At 72.6% G+C, this 24,890-nt stretch carries 25 protein-coding genes; 12 read left to right on the forward strand and 13 right to left on the reverse strand.

The features are described 5' to 3' along the window. The first annotated feature begins 364 nt into the window (after positions 1 to 364). Positions 365 to 1,969, forward strand: coding sequence for an OmpA family protein (locus tag ACQPYD_RS00985; protein ID WP_433699360.1), 1,605 nt, complete (start codon positions 365 to 367; stop codon positions 1,967 to 1,969). Between the two features lie 239 nt (positions 1,970 to 2,208). Here ACQPYD_RS00985 and ACQPYD_RS00990 read toward each other — a convergent pair whose 3' ends face one another. Beyond that, complete coding sequence (locus ACQPYD_RS00990; protein WP_433699361.1) at positions 2,209 to 2,913, reverse strand: hypothetical protein; 705 nt, start codon at positions 2,911 to 2,913, stop codon at positions 2,209 to 2,211. Between the two features lie 611 nt (positions 2,914 to 3,524). On the opposite strand from ACQPYD_RS00990, the gene ACQPYD_RS00995 reads away from it, so the two are divergent. The 8 genes from ACQPYD_RS00995 (at position 3,525) to ACQPYD_RS01030 (ending at position 10,565) form a co-directional block, all read left to right on the forward strand. Next, on the forward strand, positions 3,525 to 4,526 hold the full coding sequence (locus ACQPYD_RS00995) for a LysR family transcriptional regulator (protein ID WP_433699362.1): 1,002 nt from the start codon (positions 3,525 to 3,527) through the stop codon (positions 4,524 to 4,526). A gap of 211 nt (positions 4,527 to 4,737) precedes the next feature. Next, complete coding sequence (locus tag ACQPYD_RS01000) at positions 4,738 to 5,877, forward strand: ABC transporter substrate-binding protein (protein WP_433699363.1); 1,140 nt, start codon at positions 4,738 to 4,740, stop codon at positions 5,875 to 5,877. Next, positions 5,874 to 6,728: an ABC transporter permease gene (locus ACQPYD_RS01005; protein ID WP_433699364.1), complete on the forward strand. Its 855-nt coding sequence runs from the start codon at positions 5,874 to 5,876 to the stop codon at positions 6,726 to 6,728. The genes ACQPYD_RS01000 and ACQPYD_RS01005 overlap by 4 nt, the downstream gene beginning before the upstream one ends. Further along, positions 6,725 to 7,591, forward strand: coding sequence for an ABC transporter permease (locus tag ACQPYD_RS01010; RefSeq protein WP_433699365.1), 867 nt, complete (start codon positions 6,725 to 6,727; stop codon positions 7,589 to 7,591). The genes ACQPYD_RS01005 and ACQPYD_RS01010 overlap by 4 nt, the downstream gene beginning before the upstream one ends. Then, on the forward strand, positions 7,588 to 8,406 hold the full coding sequence (locus ACQPYD_RS01015) for an ABC transporter ATP-binding protein (RefSeq protein WP_267947529.1): 819 nt from the start codon (positions 7,588 to 7,590) through the stop codon (positions 8,404 to 8,406). Before ACQPYD_RS01010 ends, ACQPYD_RS01015 begins: the two co-directional genes overlap by 4 nt. Further along, positions 8,372 to 8,728 carry a hypothetical protein gene (locus ACQPYD_RS01020; protein WP_433699366.1) on the forward strand — a complete coding sequence of 119 codons (357 nt, stop codon included), beginning with the start codon at positions 8,372 to 8,374 and terminating at the stop codon, positions 8,726 to 8,728. Before ACQPYD_RS01015 ends, ACQPYD_RS01020 begins: the two co-directional genes overlap by 35 nt. Positions 8,729 to 8,980: 252 nt before the next feature. Further along, positions 8,981 to 9,730: an SDR family NAD(P)-dependent oxidoreductase gene (locus ACQPYD_RS01025; protein ID WP_433699367.1), complete on the forward strand. Its 750-nt coding sequence runs from the start codon at positions 8,981 to 8,983 to the stop codon at positions 9,728 to 9,730. A 319-nt stretch (positions 9,731 to 10,049) separates the two neighbouring features. Further along, positions 10,050 to 10,565 (forward strand): 2,4'-dihydroxyacetophenone dioxygenase family protein, encoded by a 516-nt coding sequence (locus tag ACQPYD_RS01030; RefSeq protein ID WP_267947532.1) that lies wholly within the window; start codon positions 10,050 to 10,052, stop codon positions 10,563 to 10,565. Between the two features lie 72 nt (positions 10,566 to 10,637). Here the strand turns inward: ACQPYD_RS01030 and lpdA are convergent, their stop codons facing one another. The 4 genes from lpdA to ACQPYD_RS01050 form a co-directional block, all read right to left on the reverse strand. Then, entirely contained in the window at positions 10,638 to 12,044 is a 1,407-nt protein-coding gene (gene lpdA / locus ACQPYD_RS01035) for a dihydrolipoyl dehydrogenase (RefSeq protein WP_433699368.1), read from the reverse strand. Between the two features lie 180 nt (positions 12,045 to 12,224). Continuing rightward, on the reverse strand, positions 12,225 to 13,193 hold the full coding sequence (locus tag ACQPYD_RS01040) for a DedA family protein (RefSeq protein WP_433699369.1): 969 nt from the start codon (positions 13,191 to 13,193) through the stop codon (positions 12,225 to 12,227). A gap of 326 nt (positions 13,194 to 13,519) precedes the next feature. Next, positions 13,520 to 15,487 carry a hypothetical protein gene (locus ACQPYD_RS01045; protein ID WP_433699370.1) on the reverse strand — a complete coding sequence of 656 codons (1,968 nt, stop codon included), beginning with the start codon at positions 15,485 to 15,487 and terminating at the stop codon, positions 13,520 to 13,522. 199 nt (positions 15,488 to 15,686) lie between these two features. Then, a complete protein-coding gene (locus ACQPYD_RS01050; RefSeq protein WP_433699371.1) occupies positions 15,687 to 16,802 on the reverse strand; it encodes a winged helix DNA-binding domain-containing protein in 1,116 nt (371 codons plus the stop codon). A gap of 82 nt (positions 16,803 to 16,884) precedes the next feature. Between ACQPYD_RS01050 and ACQPYD_RS01055 the strand changes: the two genes are divergently transcribed. Next, on the forward strand, positions 16,885 to 17,481 hold the full coding sequence (locus ACQPYD_RS01055) for a GNAT family N-acetyltransferase (RefSeq protein WP_433699372.1): 597 nt from the start codon (positions 16,885 to 16,887) through the stop codon (positions 17,479 to 17,481). 87 nt (positions 17,482 to 17,568) lie between these two features. On the opposite strand, the gene ACQPYD_RS01060 is transcribed toward ACQPYD_RS01055, so the two are convergent. From ACQPYD_RS01060 to ACQPYD_RS01075, 4 genes are all read right to left on the reverse strand, one after another. After that, positions 17,569 to 19,122, reverse strand: coding sequence for a tripartite tricarboxylate transporter permease (locus ACQPYD_RS01060; protein ID WP_433699373.1), 1,554 nt, complete (start codon positions 19,120 to 19,122; stop codon positions 17,569 to 17,571). Beyond that, positions 19,123 to 19,707: a tripartite tricarboxylate transporter TctB family protein gene (locus ACQPYD_RS01065; protein ID WP_433699374.1), complete on the reverse strand. Its 585-nt coding sequence runs from the start codon at positions 19,705 to 19,707 to the stop codon at positions 19,123 to 19,125. Continuing rightward, positions 19,704 to 20,696: a Bug family tripartite tricarboxylate transporter substrate binding protein gene (locus tag ACQPYD_RS01070; protein WP_433699375.1), complete on the reverse strand. Its 993-nt coding sequence runs from the start codon at positions 20,694 to 20,696 to the stop codon at positions 19,704 to 19,706. Before ACQPYD_RS01070 ends, ACQPYD_RS01065 begins: the two co-directional genes overlap by 4 nt. Before the next feature lie 358 nt (positions 20,697 to 21,054). After that, positions 21,055 to 21,720, reverse strand: coding sequence for an ATP-binding protein (locus ACQPYD_RS01075; RefSeq protein WP_433699376.1), 666 nt, complete (start codon positions 21,718 to 21,720; stop codon positions 21,055 to 21,057). A gap of 182 nt (positions 21,721 to 21,902) precedes the next feature. On the opposite strand from ACQPYD_RS01075, the gene ACQPYD_RS01080 reads away from it, so the two are divergent. Both ACQPYD_RS01080 and ACQPYD_RS01085 read left to right on the forward strand, forming a co-directional pair. Then, positions 21,903 to 22,808: a helix-turn-helix domain-containing protein gene (locus ACQPYD_RS01080; protein WP_433699377.1), complete on the forward strand. Its 906-nt coding sequence runs from the start codon at positions 21,903 to 21,905 to the stop codon at positions 22,806 to 22,808. Continuing rightward, positions 22,801 to 22,992: a DUF397 domain-containing protein gene (locus ACQPYD_RS01085; protein WP_433699378.1), complete on the forward strand. Its 192-nt coding sequence runs from the start codon at positions 22,801 to 22,803 to the stop codon at positions 22,990 to 22,992. The genes ACQPYD_RS01080 and ACQPYD_RS01085 overlap by 8 nt, the downstream gene beginning before the upstream one ends. A gap of 98 nt (positions 22,993 to 23,090) precedes the next feature. Here ACQPYD_RS01085 and ACQPYD_RS01090 read toward each other — a convergent pair whose 3' ends face one another. The 4 genes from ACQPYD_RS01090 to ACQPYD_RS01105 all read right to left on the reverse strand — a co-directional run bounded on the left by ACQPYD_RS01090 (position 23,091) and on the right by ACQPYD_RS01105 (position 24,883). After that, positions 23,091 to 23,714, reverse strand: coding sequence for a DUF4333 domain-containing protein (locus tag ACQPYD_RS01090; protein WP_433699379.1), 624 nt, complete (start codon positions 23,712 to 23,714; stop codon positions 23,091 to 23,093). Between the two features lie 121 nt (positions 23,715 to 23,835). Next, positions 23,836 to 24,168 (reverse strand): rhodanese-like domain-containing protein, encoded by a 333-nt coding sequence (locus tag ACQPYD_RS01095; RefSeq protein WP_433699380.1) that lies wholly within the window; start codon positions 24,166 to 24,168, stop codon positions 23,836 to 23,838. Then, positions 24,165 to 24,431, reverse strand: coding sequence for a hypothetical protein (locus tag ACQPYD_RS01100; RefSeq protein WP_433699381.1), 267 nt, complete (start codon positions 24,429 to 24,431; stop codon positions 24,165 to 24,167). The genes ACQPYD_RS01095 and ACQPYD_RS01100 overlap by 4 nt, the downstream gene beginning before the upstream one ends. Continuing rightward, the gene (locus ACQPYD_RS01105; protein WP_433699382.1) at positions 24,428 to 24,883 is read right to left on the reverse strand and encodes a hypothetical protein; all 456 of its coding nucleotides are present in this window, start codon (positions 24,881 to 24,883) and stop codon (positions 24,428 to 24,430) included. The genes ACQPYD_RS01100 and ACQPYD_RS01105 overlap by 4 nt, the downstream gene beginning before the upstream one ends. Between the last annotated feature and the right edge of the window lie 7 nt (positions 24,884 to 24,890).

The raw sequence follows: 24,890 nt of genomic DNA on the forward strand, positions 1-24,890 counted from the left end.
GCGTATCCGGTGGTCCAGCCGTGTATCTCTGTGGCTACGACAGGAAATCTAGCAGCACTGAAGGGGCATGTCTACTCCAGTCGCTGTAGTTTTCTGAGCTTTGCGGGGGAAGGTTTCCTGGAGGTCCGGAGGGACGTCCGGCCGCCGGCCGTCCCGGCCTCCGGAGGCGGGGTCGCGGGGAGCGGCGCCGGGCGGCCCGACGGCGCCTGTCGGCCCCTGTGCCGGCCCCGCCCTCCCGATTCCAGGACATCCCCCCTCCGAGCGGCCGGTATCCCGCCAACCGGGGACGTGGCGGTCGGTTCGGCCCTCCGAGTACTGGAGGATGTTGCCGGTACGCCTCCCTCAACGATCGGAGTTCCCCCACATGGCGCGGAAGACGCCCATCACCGTGGTCGCGCTGATGGTCTCGGGCAGTCTCCTGCTCAGCGGCTGCACGGTCACCGCGGACATATCCGACTGGTGGTCCGAGACGTTCGGAGACGCGTCGGGGCCGCCGACGGTCAGGGAGGAGTTCCCCTACGTCCGCGAGGGGCGCATCTTCCAGGACACGGGGCAGGACACGGAGATGCACTTCGCCGTCACCGGCCTGGAGCGCACCGACGACTACACCGTCATGTACTACGAGGTGACCTACCCCGACGAGTTCTCCGGGCCCAACCGCAACCTGAGCATGGCCCACACCCTCGTGGACCCGCTCAGCGGCCGGGTCTACCGCCAGTTCCTGGACGGGGAGGGGCTCAAGTACGGGTCGGAGAGCCCGAACCAGGACGGCCTGTACCCGGTCCACGACGGCGTCACCAACGAGTACGTGCGCTACTTCCCCCGCATCCCCGACGAGGTGCGGCAGGTGACCTTCGTCGGAAGCGGCCTCGGAGCGATGACGGGCATCCCCGTCCAGGACGTGGAGGAGGAGCGGCCGGACCCGGAGAGCCCCAACGGTCCCGACCACCTCACCCTGGACGCTCCGCCGCCCCGCGGCGAGAACCTCACCTTCGTGAACCGCCGCCCCGACGAGGACGCGGTGGCGGACGAGGGCTGGGTGCAGAGCTTCGTGGACTCCGAGATCGCCTCCACCACGCGGGACGGCGACCGCGAGATCATCTCCCTGCACTCGGACGTCATGTTCGAGTTCGACCGCTCCGACCTGACGGCGGACGCCGAGGACGTGGTGCGCCGGGCCGCCACCACGCTGGCCGCGAACGTCGACCCGGACGAGCCGGCCATCACCGTCATCGGGCACACCGACGGCATCGGCGACGACTCCTACAACGACAACCTCTCGGTCGAGCGGGCGGAGAGCGTCCGCGACCTGCTCGCCGAGGAGCTGGGCACCGACTTCACCCTGGAGGTCGAGGGCCGGGGCAAGCGCGAGCCGGTCGCCCGCGAGGGCGGGCCCGACGACGACGAGGCCCGCGCCCGCAACCGCCGCGTCGAGTTCTCGTACGTGTTCAACACGACGGTCGAGGCGACGGAGGAAGAGGAGTACGACGACGACGGGCTGGGAGTCGCGCAGCGCAACGTCACCTGGCCTGCGCCCTACGACGCGGACCCGGGGTCCGTGGTGGCCGAGGGCGAGCTGGACGGGGTGCGCCTGGAGGTCTACCCCCTGCGCCGCGACGGCGCGTACGTGATCGGCACGGTCGCGCTGACCAACACCACCGACGAGCCGACCATCCCCGACCTGGGCGGCCAGGAGGCCGTGCAGGCCGGCGGCCCGGAGCAGTTCAACAAGGGCACGCTCGGCGGTTTCCAGCTGCTGGAGCCGGAGAGCGGGCTGGTGCGCTACGTGGCGCAGATGGACTTCGGCGAGGGCCGCTACAGCAGCTTCGCCGAGGAGGTCCACATGCTCCAGCCCGGCAACACCTACAACCTGGTCGCCGTGTTCCCGGCGCCTCCGGTGGACGTGGAGGAGCTGACCCTGCGGGCCGGGCCGTTCGGTGAGTTCGAGGAGATCCCGGTCGAGTACTAGCCGGCAGGAGGCCCCGCCCCGGTGCTCCGGTACGTGCGGCGGGCCGCGGCGGAGACCCGGGTCCGCCGGGCCCGCCCCCGGCGCGGGGCCTCCGGGGCCCATGGCGCTCTCCTGGAGCCCTGTGGGGCCGGGACGGCCGGAGGCCGGACCGGGGGCCGGAGAAGCCGCGAGGGGCCGTCAGCGCGACGCTGACGGCCCCTCGTCGTGTGTGCGGCGCCCCGGCCCGGCCCCGCGCGCGGTCAGCCCCGGACGCGCTCGGCGGCCTGCATGACGATCCGCTCCAGGTCCTCGCGGGGGACCTCCTCGCCGTAGGAGACCACGGTCACGTACAGGTCGCCCGGCAGGGACAGGTACAGGTTGCGGCTCGAACCGTCCACGGTCCCCACGTACTCCAGGTCGCCGCCCAGGGAGTCGGACTCGTCGGTGTGGTAGGTGTCCACGTCCACGTCGATGTCCACCTCCCAGTTCATCTCCTCCTCGGCGCCGGGCACCCGGACGACGTCCGGGTTGGCGCTGGGGTCGGCGCCGGCCGTGAAGACCAGGGTGAGGGAGGGGGCGCCCGCGGCGCCGCTCCCGTCGCTGAAGGAGCACACCACCTGCTCGGCGCCGTCGACCCCCTCCACCGGGCCGGCGTCCTCGGCGAGGACGGGGCCCGGGGCCAGGTCGCCGACGACCTCGGCGGCCCCGGCCGCGGCGCAGGAATCGGGGAGCCCGTAGGACGAGGCCTCCTGCTCCGCCTCCTCTTCCTCCCCCTCCTCGGCGCCGGGCCCGGCGCTCGGGTCCTCGTCCGGTGACTCCTCGCCGTCTGCGGAGAAGAAGCTGAAGTCCATGTCGAACTCGTCGGTGTCGACCACGTCACAGCCGACGAGGACGAACCCGCCGACGACGACGGCGACGGCGGCCGTGCCCAGGCACGACAGGGGGGAGGACGGGATCAGTCGCATGGGTGGCTTTCGGTTCGGGGAGCGCCGGGCGGACGGGAGTGGCGCCGACGGGGGACACACGGAAACCTAGCAAGTTCCGCGTCCCCCCATCGATCGGACACCGTCGCACCCGTCCCGCTCGCACCCCGTCCCGCCGGGGCGCCGGCCGCACACGGCGGCGGCCCGCCCCCGGGACTCCTCGCGCCCGTCCCGCCCGGCCCCGGAGCGGGGGACGGCGGACGGTCCGGCGCGGGTCCCCCGGCGGCGGATTCCGCGTGTGTTTTCGGCATACCGGGATCAGGATCCTGGATAGTCGGCACTGTTGAGTCCGTTTTATGTACTTATGTGGCGAAACGGTGAACTCTTTCTGGTTCTGGTGGTTATAACGTGTGTCACGCCCGTTCCATGCGAAACCTCTCGGAGGCCCTGGCCCACGAACTCCCCGAGCCGGTTTCCCCCGCCCCCCTTCCAGAACTCCCGCACCCCCTTTTCCAAGCCCCCTGATCTCGACGTATCCGTTTTCCCGCCGTTCCTTTCCCCGGTCCCGGACCTCCCGGACGCGACGCCCGTCGACCCCGGTCCGGGGCGGGTTCCCCCGCCCGTCCGAACATCTTCGAGAGTGAGACCCGTCCATGCTCGACGCGGACATCCGCCTGGAGTGGTTCGTCTCCTTCCTGGCCGTCATCGACACCGGGAGCTTCGTCGCCGCGGCCGAGTCCACCCGCAGGTCCCAGCCGCGCGTGAGCCAGCACGTGGCCGCGCTCGAACGCGAGATCGGCCAGCCCCTCTTCGACCGCAAGAAGCGCCCGGTCCGTCTCACGGAGGCGGGTGACGCCCTCGCCGTCCAGGCCCGCAACGTGCTCCGCGCGCTGGAGGCGGCCGAGTCCGCCATGGCCCCCTGGCGCGGAGGCACGCGCGGCATCGTCTCCCTCGGCTCCTACCCGAGCGCCAGCGCCGCGTTCGTCCCCGGCCTCCTCAAGAACCTCATCGCCGAGGACCCCGACGTCAAGGTCGTCCTCGTGGAGCGCTCCACGCTCGAACTCGACGAGGCCCTCGCCTCCGGGGGCATCGACCTCTACCTGCGGCCGATGTCGCCCCGGCCCACGTCCCCCTCGGTCACCAGCCTGCCCCTGTGGTCCGAGCCGCTCGTGGTCCTGCACGCGGAGGGCCACCCCCTCGGGGACGTGCCCGACCCCGTGCCCGTCGACGCCGTCGCGGAGCACCCCATCGTGTCCATCGGGCGTCTCGACGCCCCGGAGACCTCGGAGTTCGAGTCCTACCGGGTGTTCCAGGAGCGGGGACTCCAGATCGACCCGATCCAGGCCACCAACCAGCCGCAGACGCTCGTGTCGATGGTCGCCGAGGGCATCGGGGTCGGTGTCACGAACTGGCTGGCGGCGTCGATCGCGGACACCAGCGGGGTCCGGATCAGGCGGCTCGAAGGGCCCCCTGAGCGGCGGGTCGCCGTGTGCTGGGACTCGACGCGCCCCCTCACCCCGGCCGCCCGCAGCGTCCTGCGGACCATCACCGAACAGCCGAGTCCCACGGGCACCGTCAGAGTCATCTCGCCACGGAAGCGTTCATCCGACACAGTATTCACTTCTCGAATACCGTCATCAAGGAATAGGACTTAACGCCAGGGCGGCGCGGATAGTAGCGTCAACCACGCGAAACGGCGGAGGGGATTCAGACCGGCGCGAACCGTCATCCCCTTCCGAGCTCCCCCTTTTTCACTCTCCGCTACCCCCGTTCGTGACAGGCGACAGCCATTCCCCGATCTCCGCTGGTGGGTCGGGGTGAGCCGGGGTTCGCGGGGGTGCCACCCTGTGTGATCGGAAGAAGTCCATGCCTCGACTTTCCCAGCTGTCCCTCGCCGCGACATGTTCGTCGGTGCTTCTGCTCACCGCCTGCACCGGGGGCTCGACCGTCGACGACGACGTCGAGGGCGCCGACGCGGGCTCGGGCTCGCTGACGAGCATCAACGCCGGCTACGTCTCCGCGATCGACCAGATCGGCCTGCCGATCGGCACCGAGCGGGGCCTCTTCGAGGAGCGCGACCTCGACGTCACCCTTGCCGAGCCCTTCCCCACGGGCGTCGACGCGATCAATGCCCTGGAGGCGGGCGACGTCGACATCATCCAGGTCGGCACCCCGGCCATCGCGGCCGCGCAGGAGGGCGCCGAGCTGAGCCTGATCGGCAACTACACCGGCTCGGCCACCCAGCGCAGCATCGACGAGACCGCGGCCATCGTCGCGGCCGAGGGCTCCGAGATCGACGGCGAGGACCTGTCCACGCTGGAGGGCAAGTCGATCGGCGTCTCGATCGGCTCCATCAACCACCTCTACCTGCTCGGGCTGCTGGAGGACCTCCGCATCGACACGGACGACGTGGAGCTCGTCAACACCGCCCCGCCGGACATGGCGGTGGCCCTGGAGACCGGCGGCATCGACGCGGCCGTCATCTGGGACCCGTGGCCGATCACCATCACCGAGCAGGTCGAGGGCTCGGAGATCGTCCTGAGGGGCGGCGGCTACATCCCCTTCATCGGCTACATCGTCACCACGCCGGCCTTCCTGGAGGAGAACCCCGAGGCCGTCGAGGAGTTCCTCGCCGCGCGGGCCGCCTCCGACCAGTGGATCCGCGAGAACCCCGAGGACGCCGCCTCCTCGGCCGTCCAGTGGCTCACCGGCACCGACCCCGAGGTCGCCCAGGAGGCCATGCAGTACAACGTGGCGCAGCTCGACCCCCGCTTCTCCGCCTGCAACTACCTGGCGCTGGACACGGTCGGGCAGCTGCTCGCGAACCAGGGCGAGATCGACTTCGACTTCGACATCAACGACTACTTCGAGCCCGGCCCGATCGTGTCGGTCATGGAGGAGAACCCCGAGCTGTTCGAGGACCTCCAGGACATCCCCGAGGCCGCGACCATCGACGCCGACTACAACTTCGTGCGTGAGATCGCCCAGGAGTCGTGCGCGGTATGACCCCCGACCCTGTGCCGGCCGCCGGGCGCACCGCGCCCGGCGGCCGGGCGGCCCGGAGGGCCCGACGCGGCTCCGGGTCCGGGTTCGTCGGAGCGACGCTCTGGTTCACACTCCCGTTCGTGGTCCTGGTCGCCGTCTGGGCCGTGACCGTCGAGGTCACCGGCGTCCCCAGGCGGATCTTCCCGCAGGTGGACGACGTCGCCGCGGCCCTGGCCGACATGGCGGCGAGCGGTGAGCTCGCCAGGCACCTCGGCGCGAGCCTGTACCGGGTGCTCATGGGGAGCGCCATCGCCGTGGCGACCGGGCTCCCGTTCGGCATCGCCCTCGGCGCCAGCCCGGCCCTGTCCGCGTTCTTCTCCCCGCTGCTGCGGTTCTCCGTGGCGCTGGCGGGGATCGCGTGGATCCCCATCGCCACCCTGTGGCTGGGCTACGGCGACGGCGCCGTCATCTTCATCGTGTGGAACGCCATGTTCTTCGCGCTGGCCTACAACACGATGCTGGGGGTCCGGCGCATCCCCGCGACCCTGCTGCGCTCCGCCCGGTCCATGGGCGCGAGCCGGTGGCGGATGTTCTGGGAGGTGCTCCTGCCCGGGGCGCTGCCCAGCGTCGTCAGCGGCCTGAGGATCGGGCTCGGCTACGGGTGGCGCGGCCTGGTGGCCGCCGAGATCATCGCGAGCAGCGCCGGTCTCGGTTACGCGCTCTTCCTGGCGCAGAAGACCTTCTCCACGGACGTCATCATCGCCTCGATGGTCGTCATCGGCGTCCTGTGGCTCATCATGGACCGGCTCCTCCTGGCACCGCTGGAGAGGCGCACCATCGAGCGCTGGGGCATGACGGGAGGTGCGCGATGACCGCGACCCGCGAGAGGAACGCGCCCCCGGGAGCCCGGCCGCGGCCCCGCCGCGCACCCCTGGCCAGGCGGTTCTGGGCCAGGCTGTCCCGCAACAGCGCGTTCCGCACCCTCGGGCCGTTCGTTCCCGTCGTGGCCCTGTGGTGGCTGGTCGCCGAGGCCGGCGTCTTCCCGGACGCCTTCTTCGTCGGCCCCGACAGGGTCGTCGCCGAGGTCGGCGACCTGCTCCGCAAGGGCGTCCTGCCCGGCTACCTGTCGGACTCCCTGACCCGGCTCGGCTACGGCGTCGGGTTCGGCCTCCTCATCGGCCTGCCGATGGGGTTCCTGACCGCGATGTCCCTGAGGGTCCGCAAGGCCGTCTGGCCGATCCTGCTGTTCTTCCAGGCCATCGCGGACATCGCCTGGCTGCCGATCGTGATCGTGTGGTTCGGCTTCAGCCTGACCTCCGTCACCTTCGTCATCGTGTACACGATCGTCTTCCCGCTCATGCTCAGCGTGGTGGCGGGGGTCGAGCAGGTGCCGGGCGAGCTGGTCCGCGCGGCCCGCAGCCTGGGCGCCGGCCGCGTCCGGGTGTTCGTGGAGGTCATCCTCCCCGGGGCGCTGCCCGCGGTCGCGAGCGGTGTCCGCACCGGGCTCGGCTACGGATGGCGCGCGCTCGTGGCCGCGGAGATCATCGTGGGCACCAGCGGTATCGGATTCATGATGTTCGACGCCCGCAGGGTCGGCGACGTCAGCCAGGTCTTCCTCGGCATGATCGTGCTCGGGGTCCTCTGGTACATGCTCGACGCGCTCATCCTGGCGCCGTTCGAGAAGGCCACCGTCGAACGGTGGGGGATGGTGCGAAGCATGGAGGGTGACGGATGACCGCACTGGTGATCGAGAACCTGAACAAGGTCTACACCGACGCCTACTCGGGGGAGGAGGTCACCGCGATCGGCGACGTGTCCTTCACCGTGGAGCGCGGTGAGTTCGTCTCCGTCCTCGGCCCCAGCGGCTGCGGCAAGACCACGGTCCTGAACACCGTCGCGGGCTTCGTCGAGCCCACCGGCGGCGTGGTCGAGGTGGACGGGAGCCCGGTCTCCGCCCCGGGGCCCGACCGGGGGGTGGTGTTCCAGAGCCACGCCCTCTTCCCGTGGAAGACCGTGCTCGGCAATGCCGTGTTCGGCCTGCGCATGAAGGGCGTGCCGCGCGCCGAGCGCGAGCGCCGGGGCCGGGAGTACCTGGAGCTGGTCGGACTGGGCGGGTTCGAGCGCAAGTACCCGCACGAGCTGTCCGGCGGCATGCAGCAGCGGCTCGGCGTCGCCCGGGTCCTCGCGAACGAGCCCGCGGTGATGCTCATGGACGAGCCGTTCGCGAGCATCGACGCGCAGACCCGGCGCAGGCTCCAGGAGGACCTGACCCGGATCTTCGAGGAGCGGAGGCCGACGGTGTTCTTCGTGACGCACGACATCGACGAGGCGGTGTTCCTCTCCGACCGGGTGGTGGTCCTCTCCGGTCGGCCGAGCACGGTCCAGGAGATCGTCACGGTGGACCTCCCCCGCCCGCGCACCTGGCGCGAGGCGGTGGACCTCCCGGAGTTCCGGGACAAGGTCGCCCGGATCAACGACCTGCTCTCCGGCGGGGCCGGGACGGGGGGTGGGGCCCGTGTCGACTCGGACAGCCCCGTCGACGTGGTCTAGGGCCCTCAGGAGCGCGACCCTGCGCAGGATCGCCGTGGTGGTCCTGGCGGTGCTCCTCTACCAGGGGTGGCTCGGGTTCCAGGCGATCGGCAAGGCCGAGCCGGGGCTGGGGGACGCCCCCGACGAGCGCGGCAGGTTCGACGTGGACGTGGTCCTCGGGTTCGTGCCCGAGCGGTACCACATCCTCCGGCTCCAGCACCACGGGCGCATCGCGGGCACCGACGACACCGTCGTCCACCTGCGCGGCGTCTCGCCCGCGGGGGTGGACGCCCTGGCGCGCGAGTACTGGATCGAAGCCCTGGTCGCCCCCGGGCCCGAGTAGACCCCGCGAGCCGTCGGCGCCGTCCACGCCGGCGGTCCCGGCGGGCGGGGGCCGGCGCCCCCGCCCGCCCCGACCACAACCACATCGACGTCGAGAGACACCCGGCACCCGCGGCGGTACCGGGCTCCCAGTGGACCGCTGTCGCGGGGGCTCCCCCCTCGGCGGAACCCCGGGGTCCACCCGTCCTGAACCAGAGACCGAGTCCACACCCCATGCCGGCGGCCACCCGCCGGCCGCAGAGTCGGAGGAGCCATGGAAGGCCAGCAGCCGGGCCCCGGAGGGGGCCGGGACGACGCGCACCGCCCCCGCACGGTCGTCGTCGTCGGCGGCACGAGCGGTATCGGCGCGGCGATAGCGGAGCGGTTCGTCGAACGCGGCGACCGGGTCGCCGTCGGCGGCCTGCGGGCCGGCGACGCCCCGCCGGCGCTCCGGGGGGGCGCCGCGGTCACCGAGGTCGACGTGACCGGCGGCGACGCCCTGGAGGACTACCTGGGCGGGTTTCCGGAGATCGACGCGCTGGTCAACGCGGTCGGGATCATCCGGCGCGGCGACGAGTTCGACCCGGCCGTGTTCGCGCGCGTCGTGGAGGTCAACCTGACGTCCGTGATGCGCTCGTGCGTGGCGGCCCGCCCGGCGCTGGCCGCCTCGGGCGGGTGCGTGGTCAACATCGCGTCGATGCTGAGCTACTTCGGCGGACCGCTGGTGCCCGGCTACAGCGCGAGCAAGGGCGGCATCTCGCAGCTCACGCGGTCGCTCGCCGTCGCGTGGGCACGGGAGGGCATCCGCGTCAACGCGGTCGCGCCGGGGTGGATCAGCACCGACCTGACCGCCGGGATCCGCGAGAACGACGCGGCCCAGGCGCGCATCCTCGACCGGACGCCGATGGGCCGCTGGGGGCGCCCGAGCGAGGTCGCGGGCGCCGTGGACTTCCTGTGCGGTCCCGACGCCGGGTTCGTGACGGGCGCGGTCGTGCCCGTGGACGGGGGGTACCTGGCGGCCTGACCCGGGACGGGCGCCCGCCGGGCCACGGCCCCACCGCCCCTACCGGCCGCACAGCCCCCGAAGGCCCCACAAGACCACCCACCGGATCGCGGGCTCGCGCCCGCGCCCCGCGGGGCGGCGCGGCCCAGCGACCGCGCCCCACAGACGCCCTGGGGAGCTCCCACCGTCACCGGTCACCCGGTGGGGCGGGGCGGACAGCTCCTCAGGTGCCTTCCACGAAGGAAGAACGGCAGGCGCCGCGACGAGGCGCAGCAGAGCAGGACCGGCCACACCGAGCCGCGCCGGCCCCAGGGCCGGACGGCACAGCAGGGAGGACACCGTGTCACCGAACGCCGCATCCGCCAACGAGCCCGTGCGCATCGCACCGTCGCCGGGCATCCCCGCCGAGATCGCGATCCCCGCGGTCCCCGAGGACCCGCGCATGTGGGTCCCGCAGGCGCCGAACGTCTGGTTCCGTCCGCTGATGCTCAACACCGTCACGGGCCAGTGGTGCAACCTGCTCAAGGTCACCGCGTCCGGGATCGTGTCCCGGCACCGGCACCCCGGGGCCGTGTTCGGCTACGTCATCGAGGGCAAGTGGCACTACCACGAGCACCCCTGGGTGGCCGAGGCCGGGCACTTCGTGTACGAGCCGCCGGGCGAGATCCACACGCTCGCGGTCCCCGAGGACTGCGATCACATGGTCACGTTCTTCAACATCAGCGGGGCCATGGTCTACGTGGACGACGACGGCGTCCAGACCGGCTACGAGGACGTGTTCACCAAGATCGAGATGGCCCGCGCGCACTACGAGAGCGTGGGCCTGGGCAACGTCGTCGACGACCTGATCCGCTGACCGCGCGGCAGGGTCCCCCGCCGTCGCCCGGGGGCGCGGCGGGGGACCTCCGCGGGACCCGCGGAGCCGGGGCTACAGGTTGATCATGTGCCCGGAGAGGCCGTGCACGGCCTCCTTGACGGCCTCGCTGAGCGTCGGGTGCGCGTGGATGTTGCGCGACACCTCGTGGACGGTCAGGTCCCACTGCTGGGCCAGGGTCAGCTCGGGCAGCAGCTCGGTGACGTCCGGACCCACCATGTGGGCGCCGATGATCTCCCCGTACTTGGCGTCGGAGAGCACCTTGACGAAGCCGCGGGTGTCGCCGAGCCCGTGCGACTTGCCGTTGGCCATGAACGGGAACTTGGCGACCTGGACGTCGTATCCGGCCTCGCGCGCCTCGTTCTCGGTGTAGCCGAAGCTGGCGATCTGCGGCTGGCAGTAGGTGGCGCGGGGGATGAACTTGTAGTCGATCTCCTGCGTCTCCGCGCCCGCGATGGTCTCGACGGCGACGATGCCCATGGCCTCGGCGGTGTGGGCCAGCATGAGCTTGGCGGTGACGTCGCCGATCGCGAAGATGTGCGGGACGCTGGTGCGGCCCCGGCCGTCGATGGCGACGGCGCCGCGCTCGGTGAGCTCCACCCCGGTCTTGTCCAGGCCGAAGCCCTCGACGTTGGGTGCGAAGCCGATGGCCTGGAGGAGCTTGTCGGCCTCCAGGGTCTGCTTCTTGTCGTCGGTGCCGGTGACGTGGACGCGGACGCCCTCGCCGGTGTCCTCGACCGACTCCACGCGGGTGGAGGTCATGACCTTCACGCCGAGCTTCTTGTAGGCGCGGGCGAGCTCCTTGGAGACCTCCTCGTCCTCCAGGGGGACGAGGCGGTCCAGGAACTCCACGATCGTGACGTCCACGCCGTAGTTGGCCAGGACGTACGCGAACTCGACGCCGATGGCGCCCGCGCCCGCGATGACGATGCTCCCGGGCAGGTTCTCGTCGAGGATCTGCTGCTCGTAGGTGACGACCCGCTCGGACAGCTCCGTGCCGGGCAGCAGCTTGGTGGAGGAGCCCGACGCGATCACGGCGTGGTCGAAGGTGACGGTCTCGGTGGAGCCGTCGGCGCCGCGCACCTCGACCGTGCGGTCGTCGGTGAAGGTGCCGCGGCCGTCGATCTCGGTGATCTTGTTCTTCTTCATGAGGAAGTGGACGCCCTTGACGCGCCCGTCGGCCACCTCACGGCTGCGGCTGTGCGCCTTGCCGTAGTCGAACTCGACCTTGCCGTCGACCTTGATGCCGAAGAAGTCGGCCTCGTTGTTGAAGAGGTGGGCCAGTTCGGCGTTGCGCAGGAGGGCCTTGGAGGGGATGCAGCCCACGTTGAGGCAGACGCCGCCCCAGTACTTCTCCTCGATGACGGCGGTCTTGAGGCCGAGCTGGGCGGCGCGGATGGCCGCCACGTAACCACCCGGCCCCGCGCCGAGGACCACCAGATCGAAGTGTCGTTGTCCCATGACGGGATCTCCTTGAGTGTGTTTGTGACGCACCCAGCGCAGACGGCTTGCCCGGGGTGTCCGATTGCCGAACGCCAGCCTAGTCGCGTGGGGCCACCGGGTGTGTGACCAGGTCGGGACTGGTCGGGCGTCCGGGTGTCGCGGCTGGTCACAGGGGTGCCCCCGGGGCGCGTCCGCCCGTCAGGCGCGGGGTGCGGGTCCCCCGGCGCCAGCGCGCTCCCCGACCGCGGGGTCCGCGGCGGGGCCGTCCGCGGTGCCGCTGGCGGCGGGTTCCCCGGACCGCTCCCCGTCGCGGTCCCCGGCGGCCTCGGCCGCCCTCGCGGCCTCCTCGGCCTTGGCCAGGCGCATCTGCTTGGCGACCGGGACGAACGCCATCACGAAGACGATCGCGAGCGTGACCCACAGGGCGTACCTGTCCACCGCCAGGACGATGTCCACCCCGGTCTGCCCCGCCGCGTAGCCGACGCCGGCGACCGTGGCCGTCAGGAGCAGCGCGCCGAGGGCGTCCAGCAGCAGGAAGGTCCGCAGTCGCATGCCGGTCCAGCCCGCGACGACGTACACGAAGAGGGCGGGCACGCCCGGGAGGTAGGACAGCGGCATCGCGGCCCGGATGATCCAGGGGTTCATGTCCTCGGCGCGGTCCGCGAACCGCTGCGCCTTGTCGCCCTGGGCGATGAGGTTGACGAAGCCCCGGCCCCAGCGCCTGCCCACCCACCAGAAGAGCCAGTCGACCTTGACCTTGCCGACGACGCCCGCGAGCACCACGAGCCACAGGGGGAGCTCCCCGATGCGGGCGAAGGCGGAGGCCGCGCCGATCGCCGCGTTGCTGCCGGTCACGAACGCGAGGCCGACGGGGTGCTCGGCGATCAGGAAGGGCTTCAGCGGGGTCAGCGCCATGAAGAACAGGGGGATCGCGACGACCGTGAACAGCAGGGCCTTGTCCTGGCGGGTCGCCTTGCCCTTCCAGGGCTTCATGGCGCGCAGGACCTCCATCGCCTCCTCCTGCTTGCGCTCCTTCTCGATCTGCTCGGCGGTTCTGCCGTCGGCCTCGTCGGAACCCGCGCCGGGGGGCGCGTCAGGGGCTTCCGCCGCCGTGCCGGGGGCGGGGCGGTCCGGGTTCCCGGAGGTGTGCTTCTGCGTGGTCGCCATGGACCAAGGATCCCCTGTCGTGCGTGCGGCCCGGAAGTCGTAGGAGTCACGGCGTCCGTGTGAGAGCTGCAACCGGTCGCCGATGACAAGTGTCATGTGCGGTACCGGGCCCCGCCGGTGGTCGCGGGCACGGCGACGGGTTCCGCCCGTCCGGCGGGCCCGTGCCGGCGGTGTCGACGACAGCGGGAGGAGTACGTGCCGCAGTCGCCGAGGGCCCGGAACTTCGACGCCCCGGCCGACGGGGCCGGCGCCGGCGGGCGCCGGGGCCCCGGCGCGGACCCCGGGCCGACCACGAGCCGCGGCCCGCGGGCCCGGGGCGGTCGCCCTCAGCGCTCGGGCGGCGTGGGCCACTTCCAGCCGGGAGCCCACGACCAGCTGTCCGAGACGCCCGGGGGCATCGGCGGCAGCAGGTGCGCGCCCGGCGGGCGGCGGGGGCCGTCCTGCTCGGACGGGGCCCCGTCCCCGACGGGGTCGGGGGCGGGCGGCAGCGGGTCCGACTCCCACGGACCGGGATCGAACGCCCCCTGCGCCCCGGGCGCCTCCGGGGTACCGGGCACGGCGGGAGGCGGCGGGTCGGCGGCCCACCCGAACGGCCCGGATCCGTCCCGGGCCCCGGCCGGTCCCGGGCCGTCGGGGGCGCCGTCGTACGAGGAGCCGTTGCGGAACCCGAAGCGGTCGCCCTCGCCCGGCTCGAACCGGCCGGCGGACTCGTCGCGCAGCCCCAGTTCGTCACGGGCCCCGGGCGGGTCCGCGAGTACGCCGCCGCCGAGACCGCTCGTCCGTTCCTGCGGCGCCTCCCGTGGGTCGGACGAGGTCGGCGTGCTCGGCGGCGAACCGAACAGCGGGTCGTCGTCCTCCCCGTGGTCGGGTTCCGGGGAGGACGCGCGGCCGTAGTCGTCGCGGAACTCCGGCGGAAGCTCCCACCGGTCCTCCGAGGAGGGGGCGGACGCGGACGACGGTTCCCCTGGCCAGAGCGCGTCCCCGCCCCCGAAGGGGGCCGCGTCCCCGGCCGGGGCGTCCGCCCGCGCCGGGCGGTCGTCGGCGTCCCCGCCCGCGGTCCCGGCGGGGTCGGGGAGGCCCGAGACGAAGGGGTCCTCCCGCAGGCTCTCCGGGTCCAGGGCGGCGAACGCCGCCGACATCGGCCCGGAGTCCACCTCGGCGTAGTGCGCGGCCACCCCGAAGTGGCGCGGGGGCCTGCGGTGCGTGCCGGTGTCCTCGTTCTCGATCGGCGGCGCCAGCGGGTGGCGCACCGACCCCGCCGGGTGCATCCGCGCCCACCAGGCCGCCGCCTCGTCGTGGCGCAGCTCCGCCACGACCTCCAGCGAGCCGGGGATGTGCGGGTGCCTGCGCCCCGCCCTCCACGAGTGCGTGAGCGTCTGGGGCTCCAGGACCAGCACGCGTTCGCCGTCGACCACCGGGATGTCGCCGGGCAGGGCCTCGTTGCCGACCCACTCGCCGTTGCCGCCGACCAGGTCCCACTCGCCGCGCACGACGTCCGCGAGGGGGTCGGCGGGGGTGTCCAGGCACGCGGAGGTCCACCGGGGGTCGGGCCGGGTGCCGGGGACGAGGCGGCCCTCCTTGCCGATGAGCGCGTCCGCGAGGAGGGTGTGCAGCTGGAAGTTGTCGCCGATGCCGTCGAAGCGCACCCGGAAGCCGCGCCACGAGGCGCGGTCGAGCACGAGCACGGTGTCGGCCTCGGCCATCCGCAGGAGTTCGCTCACCTCGGCGAACTCGGTGAGCTGGGTGGAGAGGGCCCGGGTGATCTGGCTGAGCCCGTCCAGGGCGCTGGTGTCGGCGCGCACGGCGGCGCGCACCCCGGGGTCGCCGAGCATGGCCTTGGCCGCCAGGCCGTAGCGGAGGGAGGTCCACCAGCCGACGGTGGCCAGGGGCGCGTTGTCGCCGAGGACCTCCTCGACGCGCTGCTCCTCGGGTTCGGACACGTCGGCGGGGGAGGGGAGGGGGCCGCCGCCGGTCTTGTCCCAGGCGTGCATGAACGCCACCGCGGCCTGACCGTAGCTTCCGAGCTGTCGGAGTACCTCCAGCCCCACCTCTCCCGCGGGGGCGCCGGACTCGACCAGGGCCCCCGCCAGGACGGAGAGGTCGGCGGCGATGCCCGCGACCCGTTCGGAGTCGCCGAGCACGGGGGCGAGCGCCTCCAGTGCGATCGCGAGTTCTTCCTTGGACACCTGCGAGGACAGCCGGAACACGTCGTGCACGGCTGCCGGGAACCCGGGTGCCTGGCTGGCGGCGGTGTCGAGCACCCGTTGGAACGCGGCGCGGAACTCATCAGTCACCCGTGAATCCTTCCATACCCGCACGTTGTGTCCGTGGTCGCCCACGTGCGTGGATAGCGGGCTTCCCGGCCCGTCCCCGCTGGTTCGTGCGGCGGGCGCGCGGTGTCCGCCCGGATCGGAGGCGGGGCTCTCCGGTCGGGTCCGTTCGGAGGCCGCAGGGGGGTCGCGCGGAGGGTGTCCGGAGGGTGTCCGGAGGCACTCAGGCCGTCGGGGCGAACCGCACCTCGTGCCCGCCCCGGTCCGCGGCGAGGAACCGCAGCATCCGCAGCCCCTCCGCCTCCACCCCGTCGCGGTCGGCCCCGCTGATCGGAGCGAACGGGACCACCTCGACGGCGGCGTCGCGACCGGTCCGCACGACCTTCCAGGAGGCGCGCACCTCCCCGTCGACCAGCACGGTCGCGGGCGGCATCCCGTTGCGGGAGGTGAGCCGTCCGAGGTCCTCGTCGGAGACGACCCGGCTGCGGTCGGCGTGCCCGCGCAGCAGGTTGTCGAAGTCGTACAGCAGGCGGACCGGCGCGGCGGTGTCCCCGTCGGGGCGCGGGGCGTCGGGGAGGTCGAACAGCTCCTTGCCGTCCTCCCCCCTCAGGACCACGAGCCCGTCGCGCAGGCGGTCGAACACCTCGCCCAGCCGGGTCAGCCCGGACCACGCCTGCGCGTCCATCACCCCGGCGGGCCCGAACGCGGCCAGGTAGCGCAGCACCATCCCCTCCGGGTCCGGCGCGGCGTCCATGGGCAGCCCCGTCCAGGTGTCGGCGGGTGCGAGCACGGCCGGGCCGGAGGCGCCCCACACGCCGCGCGGCGGGATCTGGAGCACGGGCAGGCGGGCCTTGACGACCTGCGCCAGGTGGGCGCCCTCCACGCCCGGCCACCGCTCGTTGAGCCGGGCGCCGAGCGCGCGCAGGTCGAGCGGGGCGCGGGTGAGGATCTCGTACCCGGCCGCCGCGATCTCGTCGGGGTCCAGCCCCCGTGCGGCCCGGCCGTGCGTGCTGTGCGCGAGGACCTGGTCGATGGCGGGTTGGACGGTCGGGCGGAGGAACCGGCAGTCCTCGGGGGTGACCAGGTGGAGGGTGCCGCGCATGAGCGTGACGCGGACGAGGGCGCCGTCGGTGAGGAGGCGGCCGACCGTCTCGGGGGCCAGGCCCTCGATCCGGTTCTCCAGCCCGGCGTACCAGGTGTGGGTGGTCTGCGCCTGGAGCCCGGCGAGGCGGGTGACCACGTCGGTGACCGGCAGGTCCGCCCGCCGCAGGAGGAGCTGTCGGGCCAGGGTGGCGCGGTTGAGCGCCCGCCGGGAGATGACGGTGCGGGTGGTGGTCATCGCTCGGCTCCTCGGGGGTCCGGTTGGTGGTCGAACACTACAATCCGGCACGGACACACCGGTCGGATCTGGGGGAGGGCGCATGTCGTGGACCGAGAGGTCGAGGGTGCGGCTGGAGAACGGGCACGTGTCGCTCGCGCCGGTCGTGGAGGCCGACAGGGCGGGGTGGCGCGCGCAGGCGCTCGACCCCGACATCTGGACGTACTTCGTGACCAGGGTGGACGACGAGGCGGGCTTCGAGGAGTTCTTCGACTCCTACCTGGCCGCGAGCGACGCCGGCAGGCGTACGACGTTCACGGTCACGGACCTGGAGAGCGGGCGCGTGGCGGGCAGCATGAGCTACGGCAACCTCGCGGAGAAGGATCTGCGCCTGGAGGTCGGCAGTTCGTGGCTGGGCCGCGACTTCCGCGGCCGTGGCGTGAACCACTGGGCGAAGTTCCTGCTCATGCGGCACGCGTTCGAGGGGATGGGCGCGGAGCGGGTGGAGTTCAAGACCGACGTGCTCAACGAGCGGGCCCGCCGGGGCCTGCGCGCGGTCGGCGCGACGGAGGAGGGCGTGCTGCGCTCGTACAACGTCATGCCGGGCGGGAGGCGTCGCGACGCCGTGTACTACTCGGTGCTGCGCGCCGAGTGGCCGGAGGTGCGGGCCCGCCTGGAGGGGGGACCGCGCACCCGGTAGGTTCTCCGGCCGGCGGCCCCCGCAGGACCGCGCACGCGGCGGCGGTGCGGACCGGGTCCGCACCGCCGCCGCGCCGGAGGGGGCGGGTCAGCCGCGTTCCGCCTCCACCGGGGAGGCGGCCCTGCCCGCGGCCCGCCTGGCACGGAGCCGGCCGACGGCCACGACCAGGCCGATCGCCAGGAGCAGCCCGTAGATCCCCAGGGTGATCCCGCCGTCCACGAGCACCGACACGTCACCCTGGCCCACGGCCAGTGCGCGGCGCAGCTCGGTCTCGGCCACCGGTCCCAGGACGACCGCGATGAGCACCGGGGCCAGCGGGATGTCGAAGCGGCGCATCATCAGCGCCACCAGACCCAGGATCAGCATCAGCCACAGATCCACCATGGAGGAGGCGGCCGCGTACACGCCCAGGGACGAGAACACGGCGATACCGGCGTACATGTACGGCTTGGGGACCAGCAGCAGCTTCGCCCACAGCGGCGCGAAGGGCAGGTTCAGGATGAGCAGCATGACGCTGCCGATGAACAGGCTGGCCAGGAGCGCCCACACCAGGTCGGCGTTGCGCTCGAAGAGCAGCGGGCCGGGCTGCATGCCGTACTGCTGGAAGGCGGCGAGCATGATCGCCGCCGTGGCCGAGGTGGGCAGGCCCAGCCCCAGCAGGGTGCCCATGGCGGTTCCGGCGGTCGCGCTCGCGGCGGCCTCCGGGGCGGCCACGCCCTCGATCGCCCCGTTGCCGAACTCGTCCTCGCCGGTGCCGCGCCGGGCGCGCCGTGCGGCGAGCTTGCGCTCGGCGCCGAAGGCCAGGAAGGTCGGGATCTCCGAGCCGCCCGCCGGGATCGACCCGAACGGCAGGCCGAACAGGGTGCCGCGCATCCAGGCCGGGAAGGTGCGCCGCAGGTCGGCGCGGCCCAGCCACGGGGTGCCGGCGCGTCGGAGGGAGCCGCCGACCCCGCCGCCCGCGTGGGCGGTGGCGGCCACGTGGAACACCTCGCCGACGGCCAGCAGTGCCACGGTCACGGTGATGATGCTGAAGCCCTCGAAGAGCTGGGGGACGCCCAGGGTGAAGCGCTCTGCCCCGCTGAGGCTGTCGATGCCCACCATCGAGATGGCCAGGCCGATGCCCAGGGCGATCAGGCCGCGTACGGCCGAGTTCGAGACCACGGCGGACGTGGCGACGAACGCGAAGACCGTGAGCGCGAAGTACTCGGCCGGACCGAACCGGAGCGCCAGCTCCACGATGACCGGCGAGAAGAACGCCACCAGCGCAGTGGACACGATCGCGCCGATGAAGGCGCCGATCGCGGCCGTGGCCAGCGCCTGCGGCGCCCGCCCGCGCTTCGCCATCTTGTGCCCCTCGATGGCGGTGGCGATGGCCGAGGCCTGCCCGGGCGTGTTCATGAGGATGGCGGCGGTCGAGTCGCCGAACAGCCCGCCGTAGTAGACGCCGGCGAACATGATGAACGCGCCGGTGGGGTCGAGGTGGAAGGTGACCGGGAGCAGCAGCGCGACGGCCATGGAGGAGCCCAGGCCGGGCACCACGCCCACGGCGGTGCCGAGGACGACGCCCACCAGGGCCAGGAAGAGGTACTCGGGGCTCAGCGCGTTGGCGAACCCCGCCATGAGGTTGTCGACGACGTCCATCTAGAAGATGCCTCCGAGGATTCCGGCCGGCAGGTTCAGGCCGAGGCCGGCGACGAAGGCGAGCTGGATGAGGGAGGAGAACGTCAGGGACAGCACCGCGTCGAACAGGAGGCGGCGGCTGCCCAGGGCGTAGGCGATCCCGAAGAACAGCAGCGCCGCGGACAGGAGCCAGCCCACCGGCTGGAGGATGGCGATGAACACCGTCATCGTGGCGACGACGATGCCCAGGCAGCGCCAGTCGATGCGCACGGGCGCGTCCTCGCCGGTCTCGCCGGTCTCGGCGGCGTCGGCGCCCGGTGCCTGCTCGGCGGCCTGCGCGGGGCGGGCCGGCCGCAGGACGACCTGCACGGCCAGGGCGAGGCCGACGGCGCCCATGAAGACCGCGACCAGGGTCGGGAAGAAGCGCGGGCCGGGCGGCTCGGTGCCGGTCGGCACGGGGATGGCGGCGGTCTGCACGGCGATGAACCCGGCGATGCCCAGCACCAGGGCGGCGACCAGCAGTTCGGACCTGCCCTGCCACCAGGGCGGGCGGGGCGGGGCGTCGGGCTCCGGAGCCCGTGCGGGGGTGGTGGCGTCGGTACTCAAGACAGGCCCAGTTCTTCGGTGATGGTGTTGATGCGCTCGGTCTCCAGGGCGAGGAACTCCTCGAACTCCGCGCCGGTCTGGAAGGTGTCGTCCCAGCGGTTGCGCTCCAGGGTCTGCGCCCACTCCGGGGTGTCGTGCATCTCGGTGACGATCTCGGTCAGCTCGGCCCGCTCGGCCTCGGTGATGCCGGGCGGGGCCACGAGGCCGCGCCAGTTGGGCAGGACCGCGTCGATGTCCTGCTCGGCCAGCGTCGGGACGTCGATGCCCTCGACGCGCTCGTGCGCGGAGACGCCCAGGGCGCGCACGTTGCCCGCCTCGATCTGGTCGCTGAACTCGTTGAAGCCGCTGATGCCGACGTCGACGCTGCCCGACAGCAGCGAGGTCAGCGCCTCGCCGCCGCCGGAGAAGGCGATGTAGTTGACGTCGCGGGGATCGACGTCGACCTCGGAGGCCACGAGTCCGGCCAGCAGGTGGTCTGTGCCGCCCAGGGAGCCGCCGCCGACCGCCATGCCGCCCGGGTCCTCGCGCCAGGCCTCGGCCAGGTCGCCCATGTCCTGGTGGGGGGAGTCGGCGGGGACCACGATCACCTCGTAGTCGTCGGCCAGTCGGGCGATGGGGGTGACGTCCTGGAGGTCGTGCGAGGAGTTGTTGACGATGATGCTGCCGATCATGACCGTGCCGGTCACCATCAGCGTGTTGGCGCGGCCCTCCTGGCGGACCGCCTGCGCGAGCCCGATGGTGCCGCCCGCGCCGGGGACGTTGACGACCTGGTTGTTGGCGACGATGCCGCCCTCGCGGAGGGCGTTCTGTCCCTCGCGTCCGACCAGGTCCCAGCCGCCGCCGGGAGCGGCGGGCACGATGGTGGTGAGGCGGCTGCGCACGGCCTCACCGCCGTCGCCGCCGGTCGACGAGGCGTTGACCGCCGCGGCGCCGATGACGACGGCCGCCGCGACCGCGCCGCCGACGCGCAGGATGCGCTGCATGCTCATGGGTTGGCTCTCTCCGTTGCTACCGGTCCGCGGCGCGTGCGGGCGCTCGCGGGCCGGCGGACCTCCCGAGGCGGGCAGTGGCGGCCGTTACACGTCTACGTGTCGCCGGTCGCATTTCGCTTCGGTTGCGTGAGCATGTCCTACGGATTGCCTGCAAGGATGACTTTTGGTCGTTGTGGACACAGTGGTTTTTTTGTTCGCCCCGGTCGGCGCCCACCGGTCGCGGGTGGGTCCTGGCCGGGGCGGGGCCTCGCCGGGGCGGGGCGGCGGCGCCCGCGTCAGCCCCCGCACGCCTCCCCGCTTCCCGCCGTCCCGCCTGCCGGGGCGGCCGTCCCGGGGGCGCGGCCGTCGCCCGTCCTCACCGGCCGCCACCGCTGTCGGAGGCGGGGGAGGCCGGACCGGGAGGCGCGGCTCCGACGGCCCCGGCGGTCCTCGTGACCTCGGAGGGCCCGGCGACCCTGATGGTCCCGCGTGCCTCCGCGGCCCCGGGGACGGAGGGGTGGCGCGCCGTGGGGGCTCCGGGGCGGTCCAGCTCGAACCACACGGTGGTCCGTCCGTCCTCGTGCAGCGTGCCCCACCGGTCGGACTGCAGCGCGACCAGGCGCAGGCCCCGGCCGCCGACCCGGTCCGGGGCCAGGGGGCGCACGTGCGGGGAGGCGGCGCCCTCGGTGCGCGGCCCCTGGTCGGTGACCCTGACCTGGACCCGGCCCCGGAGCCGGTGCAGGGTGACGACGACCTCGCCGCCCTCGGCGCCGCTCAGCGAGTGGGTGATCGCGTTGTTGAACAGCTCCGAGGCGAGGCACTGGAGCAGTTCGGTGGACCGGGGCGGCAGCGAGGCGAGCGAGGCGAGCCGCCGGCGCAGGATCGAGGCCGTCTCCGGGACCCCCGCGAGGGTGAGGGAGTGGCCGATGCCCACGGGGTCCGGTTCCACCAGGATGGCCGCGCGGTCGCGGGGATCGGTGGTCCTCCGGGGGAGGCGCGGAGGGGCGCTGCTCTCCACCTGGTTGTCCCGCCGTTGCTCCATACGGATCACTGATCCCACTTGAATCCCCGTTTCGGGGCCTCCGAAATGCGGGGCCCGAGAGTTCCCGACTGGTGGAGGGCCGGTTGTGAGCTGCCCTGACGTCGGCGGTGCGGATGGGGTCCGGCCCATAGGAAACACAATGGACCGTCCCGGCCGGGAGGGAAAGGGAAACAACCAGGTTGGTGCGCGATCAGGGAATCGGTTGTTGCCGGTTGCAGGTCTACGGCAGTGTGGTCCTACTGGTTTTCCCCTCGGGCGATCGGGCGGACATGGAGAAGAAGCGCGGCAAGGCGAAATGGCGCAAGGTGGGCGGTGAGCTGCGGGCCCTGCGCACGGGTGCGAACCTGCGGCAGAAGGACGTGGCGCCCCACGCCGGGGTGGTTCCCGCCCAGGTGTCGGCGTGGGAGAACGGCATTCGGGGGATGAGCGCGGCGCAGGCGCTCGCGCTCGATCGCGCGCTCAATGCGAACGGCCGCCTCGTCCGGGTGTACGAGAATGCGGAAACGCCTGAAAATCTCCCAAAGTGGTACGGGCAGGTTCCCGAAATCGAACAGCGGGTTTCTGAGCTGAGGGAGTACCAGTGCCAGCTCGTCCCGGGGCTGATCCAGACGGACGCCTATGCCCGGGCGGCCATCAGGGACGCTCTGCCGTGGGCCTCCGACACCGAGGTCAAGCAGATGGTCACATCCCGCACGGGCCGTCGGTCCCTCCTGGCGAAGGACGGCTCCCCTCTGGTGACCATCGTGGTCGAGGAATTCGTCCTGAGTCGTGCGATAGGGGATGAAAGCATTCAGGCTGCCCAGCTGGATCGCGTGCTCGAGCTCGCGGAGAGGGGAAAGATCCGCTTCCAGGTCGTGCCGACGGATGTACGGAACCACTACGGGACGGCCGGCCCGTTCCGGATCTACACCTTCCCCGACAGACCGGCCCTGGCCTCGGCCGAGTACACGGCCGGCGAGGTGTTGATCGACGACCTGGATACCGTGCAGAAGTGCATGACCATCTTCGGTTTCCTGCAAGCCGAGGCGTTGCCTATGGCGGCCTCCGTCGAACTGGTCAGGAAGGTCAGGAAGGGCATTGATGAGTGAGCATGGCCTCGACAGGCGCGTGTGGCACAAGAGCAGCTACAGCTCGGGACAGGGAAGCTGCGTGGAGGTGGCGGAGGGGGAGCGGGTGCTGGTGCGCGACACCCGGAACCGCCTTCTCGGCCACGTCGAGTACACCGCCGACGCCTGGTCCGTGTTCCTGCGAGGCGTGAAGAACACGCCCTAGGGCCGGACCGCCGCGGCTGACCGGAGAGGCGGTCGACCGCGGTGGTCGTCGGGAGGCCGGTCCCGGGCGGCTCCGTCCGGGACCGGCCTCCCGCCTCCCTACAGGGGCGCGTCGTCCACCTGGATGTCCCACTGGACGTCGGAGCCCTCGACCGCGGTCGTGGTGACGGTCACCCCGTAGTTCGTGCCCCCGTCCACGAGGTTGCAGCGGATCTCGGCGCCCACCTCGGCGGGCAGGTCCTGGGAGCAGCTGAAGTCCTCCGGGGCGTGGCCGACCTGCTCGGCCAGCATCTCGCTGGACCTCTGGGCGACCTGGGCGGCGTCGACGGCGCCACCGCTCGCCCCGGCGGCCGGGGTCTCCTCCGCGGCCTCGTCCTCACCGGAGGCGCCGTCGGCCGCCTGCTCGTCGACCTGGACGTCCCACTGGACGTCGGAGCCGTCCACCGCCGTCGTCGTGACGGTCACGCCGAGGGTCTCGCCGCCGTTGGTCAGCTCGCAGCGGATCTCGGCGCCCACCTCGGCGGGGAGGTCGTCGGAGCAGGTGAGGTCGTCGGGGGTCTGGCCGACCTGCTCGGCCAGCATCTCGCTGGACCTCTGGGCGACCTCTTCGGCCCCGACGGCGCCGGGGCCGCCGAAGCTGAAGGAGCAGCCGGTGGCCATGAGCAGGGGCAGGGCGCCCAGAACCGCTCCGGTGACGACTCGCTGACGTCTGGTCTGCCGCATCGCGGCCTCCTGAAGGTTGTGGGACCTGACGGGGTGACAGACCTGGTGGACGCGGCGCCGGTTCCGTCGCGAAGCGCTTCGATATTCTTCTGTGTCCTCGCGTGGGCGGGGCCGCGACCGCTCACCGGCCGGTGAGCGGTCCGCCGGCAGCGCGCCAGTCCACGAGGCCGCGGCTCATGTTGACCGCGTCGAAGCCGTACTCCACCAGCAGGTTCGCCGCTCCGGCCGACCGGATGCCCCCGGTGCAGAAGGTGATGAGCAGGCGGTCCTCGGGGAGTTCCACGGAGCGTTCGGGCAGCTGCTCCAGCGGCATGTGCACGGCCCCCGGGATGTGCGTCCGGTTCCATTCGAACCCGCGGCGCACGTCCACGACGAGCGCGCCCTCCGAGACGAGGCGGACCGCTTCGGCGGCGGTGACGGCCGGGGGGCGGCGCAGGTGGTGTCGCAGGCTCACGGGTTCCGGGCCTCCCGTCGCACGTTGACCATGGTGAGCGGGCCGCTCAGCACCGGCACGAGCGCGCCGAGGCGGGTCCGCGTCGCCAGGCCGCCGCCGAGGAGCGCCGTGACGGCGGTGGCCAGGTAGAGCGCGCCGTGGGTCGGGCCGAGGACGCTCGAGACCGCGTCGTGGTGCACGGTGGCGAGGTTCAGCAGCAGTCCGAGCACGCTGACGAGTTCGAGCGCCGAGAGCACGGAGAGCGTGCGCAGCAGCGGGGTCATGGGTAGCTCGATCCGGGACGCACGATCATGAGCACGACGACGACCACCCACAACAGGTTGAACAGGCCGGTCAGCATGCCCAGGCGTCGCAGGCGGGCGCCGTCGTCGGGGGAGTCGAGCGCCTCCCGCTGGAGCGGTGCGATCCGGAGGGCGAGCAGGGCGCCGGCGACGGCGGTGAGCACCATCGCGACGACGATCCAGATCTCGGACGTGCGGCCTTGGACGAAGGCGAGCACCAGGCCGACGACCGGGACCGTGAGCGCCAGGACGCCGTAGACGCGGGTGATGCGGTGCAGCAGCCGGGCGGTGTCGGTGCTCCGCTCCGCCCGGTCCGCTCCCGCGGGTGCGGCGGCCACGGGCGCGTAGCGGGGGAACAGGCTGGTGGTCACGGCCACGGGGCCGACGAAGAGGATGCCCGCCACGACATGGACGGACAGCAAGAAGGCTTCCATAACCTTC

Source organism: Nocardiopsis sp. CA-288880 (assembly GCF_050955985.1).
GTDB classification, from domain to species: Bacteria; Actinomycetota; Actinomycetes; order Streptosporangiales; family Streptosporangiaceae; genus Nocardiopsis; species Nocardiopsis tropica.

Coding starts and splice junctions, on each gene's coding strand:
- ACQPYD_RS00995 (WP_433699362.1), top strand. CDS start 3,525: ATGCTCGACGCGGACATCCGCCTGGAGTGGTTCGTCTCCTTCCTGGCC.
- ACQPYD_RS01085 (WP_433699378.1), top strand. CDS start 22,801: ATGAGTGAGCATGGCCTCGACAGGCGCGTGTGGCACAAGAGCAGCTAC.
- ACQPYD_RS00990 (WP_433699361.1), bottom strand. CDS start 2,913: ATGCGACTGATCCCGTCCTCCCCCCTGTCGTGCCTGGGCACGGCCGCC.
- ACQPYD_RS01105 (WP_433699382.1), bottom strand. CDS start 24,883: ATGGAAGCCTTCTTGCTGTCCGTCCATGTCGTGGCGGGCATCCTCTTC.
- ACQPYD_RS01005 (WP_433699364.1), top strand. CDS start 5,874: ATGACCCCCGACCCTGTGCCGGCCGCCGGGCGCACCGCGCCCGGCGGC.
- ACQPYD_RS01050 (WP_433699371.1), bottom strand. CDS start 16,802: ATGACCACCACCCGCACCGTCATCTCCCGGCGGGCGCTCAACCGCGCC.
- ACQPYD_RS01070 (WP_433699375.1), bottom strand. CDS start 20,696: ATGAGCATGCAGCGCATCCTGCGCGTCGGCGGCGCGGTCGCGGCGGCC.
- ACQPYD_RS01055 (WP_433699372.1), top strand. CDS start 16,885: ATGTCGTGGACCGAGAGGTCGAGGGTGCGGCTGGAGAACGGGCACGTG.
- ACQPYD_RS01015 (WP_267947529.1), top strand. CDS start 7,588: ATGACCGCACTGGTGATCGAGAACCTGAACAAGGTCTACACCGACGCC.
- ACQPYD_RS00985 (WP_433699360.1), top strand. CDS start 365: ATGGCGCGGAAGACGCCCATCACCGTGGTCGCGCTGATGGTCTCGGGC.
- ACQPYD_RS01025 (WP_433699367.1), top strand. CDS start 8,981: ATGGAAGGCCAGCAGCCGGGCCCCGGAGGGGGCCGGGACGACGCGCAC.
- ACQPYD_RS01010 (WP_433699365.1), top strand. CDS start 6,725: ATGACCGCGACCCGCGAGAGGAACGCGCCCCCGGGAGCCCGGCCGCGG.
- ACQPYD_RS01060 (WP_433699373.1), bottom strand. CDS start 19,122: ATGGACGTCGTCGACAACCTCATGGCGGGGTTCGCCAACGCGCTGAGC.
- ACQPYD_RS01100 (WP_433699381.1), bottom strand. CDS start 24,431: ATGACCCCGCTGCTGCGCACGCTCTCCGTGCTCTCGGCGCTCGAACTC.
- ACQPYD_RS01090 (WP_433699379.1), bottom strand. CDS start 23,714: ATGCGGCAGACCAGACGTCAGCGAGTCGTCACCGGAGCGGTTCTGGGC.
- ACQPYD_RS01000 (WP_433699363.1), top strand. CDS start 4,738: ATGCCTCGACTTTCCCAGCTGTCCCTCGCCGCGACATGTTCGTCGGTG.
- ACQPYD_RS01075 (WP_433699376.1), bottom strand. CDS start 21,720: ATGGAGCAACGGCGGGACAACCAGGTGGAGAGCAGCGCCCCTCCGCGC.
- lpdA (WP_433699368.1), bottom strand. CDS start 12,044: ATGGGACAACGACACTTCGATCTGGTGGTCCTCGGCGCGGGGCCGGGT.
- ACQPYD_RS01040 (WP_433699369.1), bottom strand. CDS start 13,193: ATGGCGACCACGCAGAAGCACACCTCCGGGAACCCGGACCGCCCCGCC.